Raw genomic sequence first — 12,449 nt, 5'->3', positions numbered from 1 at the left:
GATTCAGGGCGAGAAGCTGATCCGCGCCAGATAGCGATCATAGCGGGTGACGCGGCAGTTCATAATTCACCCCTTAGCGCACGGCCCAGCAGACGGAAATAGGTCTGACTGTCATCATTCCCGTCGGTCGCCCATTCGGGATGCCATTGCACCGCGAGCAGCGGCGCGCCGTTCGGGCGCGCGCTATACGCCTCGACCAGCCCGTCGGGCGCCCATGCCTCGACCACCAACCCGTCGGCGAGTTTGCCGATACCCTGATAATGGACCGAATTCACGTCGAGCGACGCGGCGCCATAGGCCGATGCGAGCATCCCGCCCTCGACCAGATCGACATGGTGGCGGTGATCGAACATGCCATCGAAGCTGACGCCGTCGGGCGCGTGGTGATGCAGCAGCTCGGCGCTCGCCGACGTATCGCGGCGCAGCGTGCCACCCAGCGCCACGTTGATCTCCTGAAACCCGCGGCAGATACCAAATAGCGGCCGCTGCGCCGCGATCACCGCGTCGATCAGCTCGATCATCATGCGGTCGCGGTCGGGATCGAACGGCCCGTCACCCGCCCCGGCATCGCCATAAAGGACGGGTTCGACATTCGACGGCGTCCCGGTCAGCAGCACTCCGTCAAGCCGCCCGACAACCTCGTCCGCGCGCATAAAGTCCGGGAGGGAGGGAATAATCAGCGCTGCGCAATCGGCATGGCGCATCGCCGCGGTCGCATAACGGTTCATCACCGCCTGCGCCGTCTCGACCCCGACGGTGCGGTTGCAGGCGATGATGCCAAGGACGGGGCGCGCGGACATGATCCTTAGCTGCCGATTTTCGCGCGCCGACGCCAGCGGAATCTCGGGCTGCCAAAGCCTGTCGTCACCGTAGTCCTGAGCCTGTCGAAGGGCGCTTCACCGCGAAGCGCCCTTCGACAGGCTCAGGACTACGGTCCGATAGTTCAACGGTCGCTCAGGCGTATTGCCGCGCGAACGCCGCCGCGGCGCCGAACAGGCCGGGCTGCGGGTGGGTGATCAGCTTCACCGGCAGCGCCGCCATGAAACCCTCGAACCGCCCCTTTTCGATAAAGCGCTCGGGAAAGCCCGAACGCACCAGACTGTCGCGGATCCTGAGGCCGAGTCCTCCCGCGATGACGACCCCGCTCGCGCCCTGTGCCAGCGCCAGATCGCCCGCCACGCTGCCCAGCGACAGACAGAAACGATCGACCGCCGCGGCGGCGAGGCTGTCCTGACCGCCGAGCGCGGCGGTCCAGATCGCCTTGTCGTCGAGCGGGGTCACCGCGCGGCCTTCGAGGCCCGCCAGCGTTTCGTAAATATCAACGATGCCCGGCCCCGAAACGATCCGTTCGACCGATACCCGCCGGTGCCGTTTGCGCAGCCGCGCAAGGATCGCATCCTCGATGCTGTCGAGCGGCGCAAAGTCGATATGCCCGCCCTCGGTCGCCTGCACCCGGTAGCCCGCGTCGTCGCGCCAGATATGCGCGACGCCCAGGCCGGTGCCGGGTCCGATGACGCTGATCGTGCCCGTCGTCGGCAACGGTTCGTCGGGGCCGGTCAGCCGTTCGAAATAGCTGTCGTCGGCCTGCGCGACCGCATGACCGACCGCCTCGAAATCATTGACCAGCACATGGCGATCGACGCCCAGCTTCTCGCCGATCAGCGCCGGGCGGATGATCCACGGATTGTTGGTGAAGCGGATGATTTCGCCGCGCGTCGGCCCGGCAATCGCAATCGCGACCGCGCGCGGCAAACCGCCCTGACGCTCGGCGAAGTCCTCCCACGCGGTCTGAAAGCTCGCATGATCCTTGGTGTGCAAAGTGGTTGCTTCGCCGAGCGACAGCACGCGCCCGCCCGCAATCTCGGCCATCGCAAAACGCGCGTGGGTGCCGCCGATGTCGACCGTGACGATAGTTTCGCTCATATCTCTCCCTCGCCGGTCGGTTGCGGCTTGCTCGACCGCGGGAATGTCGCATGGCCCAAGGCGATGCAACAGCGCATAGCTATGCGCTGCGCGATGGTTCGATTTTCGGATTTGGGGAAATGGTGCACCCGGAGCGATTCGAACGCCCGACCCTCAGATTCGTAGTCTGATGCTCTATCCAGCTGAGCTACGGGTGCGTGGAGAGGCGCCTTTAAGGGGCGTCGTGCGGGGGCGCAAGCCCCTATTTCAGCTTTGTGACCGTGGCGCAGGATGATTGGCGGCGTACCGTATCGAGCTTGCCGATTTCTGCGGGGTCTTTCAGCAGCAAGCGGATCAGCGCGATGCCGCGATCATGGTTGGCGCGGACAATCTGGGCGCCCGCGGGCACGGCCTGCCCTTCGCGTGCGAGGATGATTCGGAACGGCTTACCCGCCGCCTCGACATCGTTGCGGACAAAAATCACATCGGTTGCCGCGTCGAAAATGCTGAGCGAGCTATAGCGCCCGGGCACCGGAGTGACGTCGATGGCGAGCGGTCCCGCCGCCAGGTCATAGGGGCAACTGGAATAAGCGAGATCGGGGCTGGGGCGCACGACCGGCTGGCGCGCCGGGGTGGCGAGATTGCCATGCGACATGGTGTTGACCCCGCCCTGCCCCAGCCGGTCGATCGCGACGTTCATCAGGCCATAGGGTATATAGGCGATCGCGGCCCAGGCGGTTGCTGCAGCCAGGACGAGGCCAAGGGCGAGCGGGCCGAGCCAGTTGCGCATCTCAGCAGCCCTCCTGCACGATTTGCGGCAGCACCGCCTTGACCGGATCGGCGCGGAACCCCGGCCCGGGATTATACATCCGCAAGGTCAGGTGAAAGGGCTGCCCCTTGGTGCCCGGCAACCATGCGCCGTCGGCAGGCGTCGTCGGCGCGATGGTGACGCGCCATTCACCCTTGCCGTCGAGCGTAACATTGGCGCCATTGACCGACCAGATGTTCGCGGGGTTGGCGACCAGATAGCCCGCTTCGTCATAAATGGTGACGCTCCACCAGCGCGCGTCGAGCGGCTTGCCCGACAGGCCGTAACGGCAATTGCCGTCGAGCGGCGCCCCGGCGGCGTCGGTCTTCGCCGACCAATAGACGGTTTCCTTTGCGGGCAGCGCGAGCAGGCCGGCGCGCGCGACCGCGGCGCGGGTGATCGGGTCGGTCGCCTTGGTGCCGAAACCGAGCGAGGTCGTCCACGGACCGTTGACGATTGCGCCGTCCGTGAGCCCGCCGCCGGTGAACCACCAGGCGGCGCCAAGCCCGACCGCTATCCCACCCACCATGGTGATCGCGTAGCGGTGCCAGCTTTTCATGTTTCTGCCCCATCCCCGACCGTAGCCCTGAGCCTGTCGAAGGGCGCCTCGCAGTGAAGCGCCCTTCGACAGGCTCAGGGCTACGGTGGATTCATCCCCGTTTCAACGCCGCCTGTGCTGCCGCCAGCCGTGCGATCGGCACACGGTACGGCGATGCGCTGACATAGTCGAGGCCGGTTTGTTCGCAGAAATGGATGCTCGGCGCGTCGCCGCCATGTTCACCGCAAATGCCCAGTTTGACGTCCGGGCGCGTCTTGCGGCCGCGGTCGGCGGCGATCTCGATCAACTGCCCGACGCCCTCGACATCCAGGCTGACGAACGGGTCGGTGAGGAAGATGCCCTTGTCGACATATTGGGTCAGGAAACGCCCCGCATCGTCGCGGCTGATCCCGATCGTCGTCTGGGTGAGGTCGTTGGTGCCGAAGCTGAAGAACTCCGCCGTCTCGGCAATCTCGCCCGCCATCAGCGCGGCGCGCGGCAGTTCGATCATCGTGCCGACGAGATAGGCGATCTCGCGGCCCTTTTCGGCGAACACCGCCTTGGCCTGGGCATCGACGACGGCCTTCATCAAGTCGAATTCGCGGCGCGTCGCCACCAAGGGTATCATCACCTCGGGGATCGGCGCTGCGCCGGTGGCGGCGGCAACGTCACACGCCGCCTCGAAAATCGCGCGGGCCTGCATTTCGTATATTTCGGGGTAGGTCACGCCGAGACGGCAGCCGCGATGGCCGAGCATCGGGTTGAATTCGTGGAGTTCGTTGGCGCGCGCCTTCAAGGCCTCGATCCCGACGCCCGCGGCCGCGGCGACGTCAGCGAAATCCTCTTCGCGCGTCGGCAGGAATTCGTGGAGCGGCGGGTCGAGGAGGCGGATGGTGACCGGCAGCCCCGCCATCACCTCGAAAATCCCTGCGAAATCCGCCCGCTGTTCGGGAAGCAATTTGGCGAGCGCGACGCGGCGACCCGCCTCATTCTCGGCCAGGATCATCTCGCGCACCGCAGTGATCCGCGCTGCGTCGAAGAACATATGTTCGGTGCGGCAGAGGCCGATGCCCTCGGCGCCGAAATCGCGCGCGACCTGGGCGTCCTGGGGGGTTTCGGCGTTGGCGCGCACCTTCATGCGGCGGACCTTGTCGGCCCACACCATCAACGTACCGAAATCGCCGACCAGTTCGGGCAGCAGCGTCTTGACCTCGCCCGCCATCACTTCGCCGGTCGATCCGTCGAGGGTGATGATGTCGCCCTCGCGCAGTTCGCGCCCCGCAACGCGCAGCACGCGGGCATTGCCGTCGATCGACAGTCCGCCGGCGCCCGAGACGCACGGACGCCCCATGCCGCGTGCGACGACCGCCGCGTGGCTGGTCATGCCGCCGCGCGCGGTCAGGATGCCTTTGGCGGCGTGCATGCCGTGGATGTCCTCGGGCGACGTTTCGACGCGGACCAGGATCACCGCTTCACCCATTTCGGCGGCTTTTTCAGCCGCATCGGCGGTGAACATGATCTTGCCCGACGCGGCGCCGGGGCTGGCGGGCAGCCCCTTGGTCAGCACGTCGCGCGGGGCATCGGGGTCGAGCGTCGGGTGGAGCAGCTGGTCGAGCGCGCCGGGATCAACGCGACCCACAGCCTCTTCCTCGGTGATCAGCCCCTCGGCCGCCATGTCGACCGCGATCTTCAGCGCCGCCTTTGCGGTGCGCTTGCCCGACCGGGTTTGCAGCATCCAGAGCGTGCCGCGTTCGACGGTGAACTCGATATCCTGCATGTCGCGGTAATGGGTTTCGAGCGTGTCGAAGACGCGGCCCAACTCGCCAAAGGTCTCCGGCATCGCCTCTTCCATCGACAGCGGCTTGGCCCCCGCCCGCTCGCGCGCCGCTTTGGTCAGATATTGCGGGGTACGGATGCCCGCGACGACGTCTTCGCCCTGGGCGTTGATCAGCCATTCGCCGTACCAGGCACGCTCGCCGGTCGCGGGATCGCGGGTGAACGCGACGCCGGTGGCCGATGTGTCACCCATATTGCCGAACACCATCGCCTGAACGCTGACCGCGGTCCCCCACTCGCCGGGGATCGAATTGATCCGGCGATAGACTTTCGCACGGTCGCTTTCCCAGCTAGCGAACACGGCGCCGACCGCGCCCCAGAGTTGGTCGTTCGGTTCCTGCGGGAACGGCGCGCCGGTTTCGCGCTCGACGATCGCCTGATAGTCCTTGACCAGCGCCTGCCAGTCTTCGGCCGACATTTCGGTATCGAGGTAAAAGCCGCGGTCTTCCTTGGCGATTTCGAGGGCTTCCTCGAACTCGGCATGGTCGAGCCCCATGACGACGTCGGCGTACATCTGGACAAAGCGGCGATAGCTATCCCAAGCGAAACGCGGGTCGCCCGACGCTTCGGACAGGCCGACGACGGTTTTGTCGTTGAGCCCCAGGTTGAGGACGGTGTCCATCATCCCCGGCATCGACACGCGCGCGCCCGAACGCACCGACACGAGCAGCGGGTCGGCGGGATCGCCGAATTTTTTCCCCGTGATCCCTTCGATATGCGCGATGCCGCTGGTGACCTGTTCGATCAACCCCGCGGGGAATTGTTCGCCATGGGCATAATAAGCGGTGCAGACGTCGGTGGTGATCGTAAAGCCCGGGGGCACCGGCAAGCCGATCGACGCCATTTCGGCAAGGTTCGACCCCTTGCCGCCCAGCAATTCCTTCGAACGCTCGGCCGTCGTGGCCGCGCCGCCGAACAAATGCACCATCTTCGTCATTTTATGCTCCTGCTGCCCCGGGGAGGAGGTTGCGGCTGGATAGGGTGGAGATCGGCTATCGTCGATTCAGATTTACTTCGTTCGTTATAAGCGAACCACCCCTACCCCGTTCGTGTCGAGCGAAGTCGAGACACCTTGACGCCGCGGGCAAACAAGAGCGTGTCTCGACTTCGCTCGACACAAACGGGAATGGAAGGTCGGCTTACCCCTCGACCTTTGAGAAATCTGCCACGCCATGCACCGCGCCGGTAAATCGGGCGAGCAGTCCGAGCCGATAGGTGCGCACCGCCTCGTCGGGATCGTTGACCATCACGCCATCGAAAAACGCATCGATCGGCGCGCGCAGCGATGCTAGCGCGGCCATGGCGTCGGTGAAACGCTCCTCGGCGACCGCGGCGGAGGCAGCGGGTTCGGCGGCGTCGAGGGCCGCGAGCAGCGCCTGATCCACAACCGTCGCCCCCGCGAAGGCGGGGGCCGCCACGTTGGGCACACTGCTGCCAGCGGCCCCCGCCTGCGCGGGGGCGACGGAAATATCCGCCTGCTTCAAAATATTCGCCGCGCGCTTATACCCCGCCAGCAAATTTGCCCCGTCATCGCTCGCCATAAACGCCTGCAACGCCTTCACGCGCGCCAGCAGGCGAACCAGATCATCTTCTTTGCCTTTATCACCATCAATGATGACCGAAGCTCGAACGAAGTCGGGACGAATGCCGTCGCCGCGCAACATCACCTCCATCCGATCAAGAAAGAAGTCGCGAACCTTCGCTCCCGCAATCACTGTTTCAACCAATACCTCGGGGTTCGGCGCATTAAGCTTCGGCATCGTTTTCAGAACAGCGCCAACAGCACCCATCAACTCCTGAGCATTGCCGCTGTTGATCAAAGGCGTGAGCGCCTCAAGCATCTCAATAAACGGCTGCGTTTTTTCCGTGTGCCATTCTCTAAAAATGGAGCCCGTAAGAGCGGCTGCGCCAGTCAGCATAATCGACCATCGGAGATTCGATTGAAGAGAAATCGCTACGACGCCAAGCGCCGCACGCCTCAGTGCGAAGGGGTCTTTGGATCCGGTCGGGGCCTCGTCGATGCGGAAAAACTGGAAAATGGTATCCAGCTTATCCGCCAGCGCCACAGCCACCGTAACCGGCGCGGTCGGCACGTCATCGCCCTGCCCGACCGGCTTGTAATGGTCGCGGATCCCGTCGGCGACCGCATCGCCTAAGCCTTCGGCGCGGGCGTAGTAGCCGCCCATCAGGCCTTGCAGTTCAGGGAATTCGCCGACCATTTCGGTGACGAGATCGGCCTTGCACAGGCGCGCCGCGAGTTCGGCCTGGTCGGCCAACTCTTGCGTGCTCCCCGGCGAAAGCCGGGGCCCAGGGCTGCCTGACGCTGCCGTTTGCTCTGTGCCGCTCTGGGCCCCGGCGTTCGCCGGGGAGCGGTCTGTGACGATGCCTTCCTCGACCAACCAGCGCGCCAGCTTCGCAACCCGCTCGACCTTGTCCGCAACCGTGCCCAGCTTTTCGTGGAACGTGATCCGGTCCAGCTTCTTCGCGTGATCCTGCAGCGTGGTCTTGCGATCCTGCTCCCAAAAGAAGCGCGCATCCGACAACCGCGCCGCGAGCACCTTGCGGTTCCCCGCGACGATCTCCGCCCCGCCGTCGACCGCATCGATATTCGCGGTGCAGACGAAGCCGTTCGCGAGCTTGCCCGCCGCGTCGTTTACGACGAAATATTTCTGGTTCACCCGCGCGGTCAGCTGGATGACCTCGGGCGGTACTGCCAGAAACGCTTCGTCGAAGCGGCCGAGCAAGGGGACCGGCCATTCGGTCAGCCCGGCATTCTCGATCACCAGCCCCTCGTCGGCGACGAGCGTCAGTCCTGCGTCGGCGGCAACATTCGCGGCGCCGTCGCGGATGATATTCTGCCGTTCCTCATGGTCGACGATGACATGGCACGCGCGCAGCTTTTCGGCATAGTCCGATGCCGAGCCGATGGTGATTTCGCCCGGGCAGTGGAAGCGGTGGCCGCGCGTGGCATAGCCCGCGGAAATCCCGCTAACTTCACACGGAATCAGCTCGTCACCAAAGATCGCGACGATGCCCGAAAACGGGCGCACCCAGCGCAGGCTTTCGCTGCTCGCGCTGTCCTTGCCCCAGCGCATCGACTTGGGCCAGGCAAAGGCGCGGATGATCGCGGGGATCGCCTCGGCGAGCACCGCGGCGGTGGCGCGGCCGGGCTTGTCGATCACCGCAAAATAGACGCCGTCGCGGTCTTCGAGCTGATCCTGCGTCAGGCCGGTCTTGCGCAGGAAGCCTTCGAGCGCCTGCGGCGGCGCGCTGCTGCGCGGGCCTTTCAGTTCTTCGCTGACCGCCGCGGTCGCCTCGGGCAGGCCTTTGGCGATCAGCGCGAGGCGGCGCGGGGTCGACCAGATGGTGAGGTCGCCGACATCGAGGCCCGCGGCGGCGAGCTGGGCGCGGAACAATTTGTCGAGTTCGGCGCGCGCACCGGCCTGCATCCGCGCCGGGATTTCCTCGCTGCGCAGTTCGAGAAGGAAGTCGGTCACAGCGTCCACCCCGGATATTTGGCGGTCCACGCGGCCGACTGGCTGTCAATCCATGCCTTGCAGCTGCCCTTGGCGAGGTCGCGGACGCGCGCCATGTAATTGGCGCGCTCCTGCACGCTGATCACGCCGCGCGCCTGCAACAGGTTGAAGAGGTGGCTCGCCTCGATCGCCTGGTCATAGGCCGCGAGCGGGACATTTGCGGCGATGGCGCGCTGGCACTCGGCCTCGGCTGCCTTGAACCCTGCAAACAAGGAGTCGGTGTCGGCGACCTCGAAATTCCATTTCGAGAACTGCTTTTCGTTCTCGAGGAACACATCGCCATAGCTGACCCCCGGCACCTCGCCGACCGCGTCCGAAAAACGCAGGTCGTACACATTGTCGACATTCTGGATATACATGGCGAGGCGTTCGAGCCCGTAGGTCAGCTCGCCCGCGACGGGCTTGCAGTCGAAGCCGCCCATCTGCTGAAAGTAAGTGAACTGGGTGACTTCCATCCCGTCGCACCAGACTTCCCAACCCAAGCCCCACGCGCCGAGCGTCGGCGATTCCCAATCGTCCTCGACAAAGCGGATGTCGTGGAGCAGCGGGTCGATGCCGATCGCGGCGAGGCTACCCAGATATTGTTCCTGCAGGTCGGCGGGCGACGGCTTCAGGATCACCTGATATTGATAATAATGCTGGAGCCGGTTCGGGTTCTCGCCATAGCGGCCGTCGGTCGGACGGCGGCTCGGCTGGACATAGGCGACGTTCCACGGCTCGGGGCCAAGCGACCGCAAGGTGGTCGCAGGGTGGAATGTCCCGGCCCCGACGCGCATGTCATAGGGTTGCAGGATCGCGCAGCCGCGCGCGCCCCAATAAGCGTGCAGCGTCAGGATCATGTCCTGAAAGCTGAGGGATTTCTTTTCTGCCGCGTCCGCCACTATCCGCTCTTTCGCACGTGCAACAAGTGTCGCCGCCCTTGGCGCAGCAGGGTCGCAGGGTCAAGGGCGACGGGGACGTCGATGGTGGCGAAACTGCCGTGTGAAGCGCCATATGTCAGGTCTTGTTGACACAGTCAGCGAATCATGTCATTTAGTCATGTATACCTGACATACGGTCAGTGTCGCCTGACAACAGGATCGATGATGAACAACCAGCTGAAGGTGCTGCGCGCGATGCGGAACTGGAGCCAGGCCGAACTGGCCGACCGGCTCGACGTATCGCGGCAGGCGGTGAACGCGATCGAGACGGGGAAATACGACCCGTCGCTGCCGCTCGCGTTCAAGCTGGCGCGGCTGTTCGCGATGCCGATCGAGGAGATTTTCGACGATGGCCATGAAGGACATGACGATGGTGAATGAGCCAAAGGAGCGCCGCGCGCCAAACATGATCTGGCCGGTCGCGATCGGTATCGCCACCGCGATGCTGGCGGGCGGTTTTGCCGGGTATAACGAAACTTTGGCCGAACGTGGCGATCCGATGCTGGCACCTTGGTTCGGGCCGGTTGTCGCGATCCTGCTCGGCGGTCTGGCGCTGGCATATTATGTCCGCCGTCACGCCGACTGGTTCCGCGGCTGGTCGCCGCGCAAGCGTCTGTACTGGATCAGCCTGACCTTGTCCGGCGCGCTCGGATTTGTCGCGGCGATGGTGATGCAGTCCGGGACCGCGGGAACCGAGGGCCTGTTCAGCAACGCCGCGATGACTCCCATGGTCGCCGTTGGCTTATCCGTGATGTGGGTGATCGGATTGACGATCGCGCTGATCCTGTATCATCGCACGATCGATGACCATGAGCGCCAGGCCTATCATCTCGGCGGGCTCGCGGGCTTTTACGCCTTCGTCTTTCCCTGCCCCGTCTGGTGGGTGCTGTGGCGCGCCGATCTTGCTCCCCCGGTCGAGGCCATGCCGCTGTTCGCCCTGTCGCTGATCGCCAACGCGATCATCTATTTCTGGTTCAAGTTTCGCTGACCCAATTTGCTCTCCCCTTCTCCCTCGCCTCCGGCCATAACGGCCAAATAAGAAAGGATATTCTCCCATGAAGACCTGGTTCAAGATGCTCGCGTCCACCTGCGCCGTCATCCCCTTTGCCCAATGTGCGGTGCTGCCCGGCAGCAATGTCGCGTCGGCCGCCGAACCCGTCGCTGCGGCCGCCCCGGCGGCCGCGCTGACCGACGCCGACCCGGCGCTGTGGGTCGTCAAGGACGCCGACACGACGATCTATCTGTTCGGCACCGTCCATGTGCTGAAACCCGGCCTCAGCTGGTTCGACGAGGCGGTGAAGACCGCGTTCGACAAATCGGACGAGATGATGCTGGAAATCGTCATGCCCGAAGATCAGTCGGCGGTTGCCAAGACGATGATGCCACTCGCCATGGACACGACCGGCAAGACCATCCCGTCGCGCCTGACCGCTGAAGAGCTCAAAGCCTATCAGGCGGCGATGGTCAGCGTCGGGGTGCCGGCCAACGCCTTTGACAGCTTTGAACCCTGGTTTCCCGCGATGACATTGTCGGTGCTGCCGCTGACCAAACTCGGCTATGATCCCGAGCAGGGCGCCGAGAAACTGTTGACCAAATTTGCCAAGGCCGACAGCAAGCCGGTTTCGGGCCTCGAAACGCTCGAAGAACAGCTCGGCTTTTTCGACAAGCTGCCCGAAACGCAGCAGGTCACCTTCCTTAACGCAGTGGTCAAGGACATCGACAAGCTGGGGCCAATGCTCGACAAGATGGTAACGCTGTGGGCGAACGGCGATCCCGACGGGCTGGCGGTCGCGATGAACGAAAGCATGGCGGCGACCCCCGAACTCGCCACGATGCTGCTCTATGACCGCAACCAGCGCTGGGCCGACCAGATCAAGACGCGGATGGACAAGCCCGGCACGGTGTTTATCGCGGTCGGTGCGGGGCATCTGGCGGGCGAAAAGAGCGTGCAGGATTATCTGAAGACGCGCGGGCTGACCGCGACGCGGGTCAAATATTGACGCCAGACACGCATCTTTGCGGACATTGGGGTCGCCGCGTTGCGGCGGCCCTTTTGCTGCTGCTGGCAGGGTGCGGCACGCCCGACACAGGGCCGCCGGCGCGCCCGGCGATGTGGCTGGTCGCCGATGACGATACGCATATCTATATTCTGGGGACGATGCACGCGCTGCCGCGCGGGACCGATTGGGATGATGGCAAGGTCGCCGCGGCGATCGGGTCGGCCGACGAGCTGGTGATGGAATTGTCGCCCGCCCAGCTGGCGGCGGCGGGCACCGAATTTCAGAAGCTGGCACCGCGCGACGTGCCGCTTGCGATCGAAGCGCGGCTGCGGGGCAAAGCGTTGGCGGGCTATCGCGCCCTCGAGGACAGCGGCAGTGCCTTTGGCGGTGACAAGCTGGACGATTGGGCGGTGATGGTGCTGATGGGCCAGCGCGTCGCGCAGGACGCGCAATTGTCGTCGGCCGACGGCGTGGAGACCGGCCTGACCGAGGCGTTCGAGGCGGCGGGCAAGCCGATTGCCGGGCTGGAAACCGCCCGCGAGCAGCTGATGCTGTTTGAAACGCTCGACGCGCCGACCCAGCGCGCGCTGCTGACCCGCGCCGCCGAGGGGGCGGATGACGCGGTTGCCGAGGTCGCCGCGCTGACCGCCGCATGGCGCCGCGGCGACGTCGCGGCGCTGGAGGTGATGATCAACGAGGACATCGATGCGGTGCCGGCCGCGCGCCGGGCGATCATCACCGACCGCAACCGGCGCTGGACCATATGGGTGGAAAAGCGGCTGGCGCGGCCGGGAACGGTGCTGTTGGCGGTCGGCGCGGGACATCTGGTGGGGGCCGATGGGGTGCCGGCAATGTTGGCGGCAGACGGCGTGAAGGTTACGCGGGTGCAGTGAGGGGACGGTTGGGGGG

Annotated in this window: 11 protein-coding genes and 1 tRNA gene; 4 read left to right on the top strand and 8 right to left on the bottom strand. The window is 65.0% G+C overall.

Translation table 11 applies throughout. The features are described from left to right. Positions 1-59 precede the first annotated feature (59 nt). The 8 genes from FFS68_RS12290 to FFS68_RS12255 all read right to left on the bottom strand — a co-directional run bounded on the left by FFS68_RS12290 (position 60) and on the right by FFS68_RS12255 (position 9,459). On the bottom strand, positions 60-800 hold the full coding sequence (locus FFS68_RS12290; RefSeq protein WP_137753493.1) for a gamma-glutamyl-gamma-aminobutyrate hydrolase family protein: 741 nt from the start codon (positions 798-800) through the stop codon (positions 60-62). Between the two features lie 154 nt (positions 801-954). After that, the gene (locus FFS68_RS12285; RefSeq protein WP_137753492.1) at positions 955-1,923 is read right to left on the bottom strand and encodes a glucokinase; all 969 of its coding nucleotides are present in this window, start codon (positions 1,921-1,923) and stop codon (positions 955-957) included. A gap of 120 nt (positions 1,924-2,043) precedes the next feature. Continuing rightward, positions 2,044-2,120 (bottom strand) — tRNA-Arg (locus tag FFS68_RS12280). A gap of 44 nt (positions 2,121-2,164) precedes the next feature. Continuing rightward, positions 2,165-2,692 (bottom strand): DUF1254 domain-containing protein, encoded by a 528-nt coding sequence (locus FFS68_RS12275; protein ID WP_137753491.1) that lies wholly within the window; start codon positions 2,690-2,692, stop codon positions 2,165-2,167. A 1-nt stretch (position 2,693) separates the two neighbouring features. Next, entirely contained in the window at positions 2,694-3,269 is a 576-nt protein-coding gene (locus FFS68_RS12270) for a DUF1214 domain-containing protein (protein WP_137753490.1), read from the bottom strand. A 91-nt stretch (positions 3,270-3,360) separates the two neighbouring features. Beyond that, the gene (gene ppdK / locus FFS68_RS12265; RefSeq protein ID WP_137753489.1) at positions 3,361-6,021 is read right to left on the bottom strand and encodes a pyruvate, phosphate dikinase; all 2,661 of its coding nucleotides are present in this window, start codon (positions 6,019-6,021) and stop codon (positions 3,361-3,363) included. 202 nt (positions 6,022-6,223) lie between these two features. Beyond that, complete coding sequence (gene glyS, locus FFS68_RS12260) at positions 6,224-8,581, bottom strand: glycine--tRNA ligase subunit beta (protein WP_137753488.1); 2,358 nt, start codon at positions 8,579-8,581, stop codon at positions 6,224-6,226. Then, positions 8,578-9,459, bottom strand: a complete 882-nt coding sequence (locus FFS68_RS12255; protein ID WP_137753529.1) for a glycine--tRNA ligase subunit alpha — start codon at positions 9,457-9,459, stop codon at positions 8,578-8,580. Before FFS68_RS12255 ends, glyS begins: the two co-directional genes overlap by 4 nt. A gap of 246 nt (positions 9,460-9,705) precedes the next feature. On the opposite strand from FFS68_RS12255, the gene FFS68_RS12250 reads away from it, so the two are divergent. The 4 genes from FFS68_RS12250 to FFS68_RS12235 all read left to right on the top strand — a co-directional run bounded on the left by FFS68_RS12250 (position 9,706) and on the right by FFS68_RS12235 (position 12,433). Continuing rightward, complete coding sequence (locus tag FFS68_RS12250) at positions 9,706-9,921, top strand: helix-turn-helix transcriptional regulator (RefSeq protein WP_137753487.1); 216 nt, start codon at positions 9,706-9,708, stop codon at positions 9,919-9,921. Next, positions 9,890-10,528 (top strand): hypothetical protein, encoded by a 639-nt coding sequence (locus FFS68_RS12245; protein ID WP_249340144.1) that lies wholly within the window; start codon positions 9,890-9,892, stop codon positions 10,526-10,528. Before FFS68_RS12250 ends, FFS68_RS12245 begins: the two co-directional genes overlap by 32 nt. Positions 10,529-10,595: 67 nt before the next feature. Beyond that, positions 10,596-11,540, top strand: coding sequence for a TraB/GumN family protein (locus FFS68_RS12240; RefSeq protein ID WP_137753486.1), 945 nt, complete (start codon positions 10,596-10,598; stop codon positions 11,538-11,540). Positions 11,541-11,593: 53 nt separating this feature from the next. Then, positions 11,594-12,433, top strand: coding sequence for a TraB/GumN family protein (locus tag FFS68_RS12235; protein WP_249340143.1), 840 nt, complete (start codon positions 11,594-11,596; stop codon positions 12,431-12,433). Positions 12,434-12,449 lie beyond the last annotated feature (16 nt).

The organism is Sphingopyxis sp. L1A2A (genome assembly GCF_005502465.1).
Taxonomy (GTDB): Bacteria; Pseudomonadota; Alphaproteobacteria; order Sphingomonadales; family Sphingomonadaceae; genus Sphingopyxis.
The sequence above is the reverse complement of the archived record's forward strand: the minus strand, read 5'-3'. Positions and strand labels throughout refer to the sequence as shown.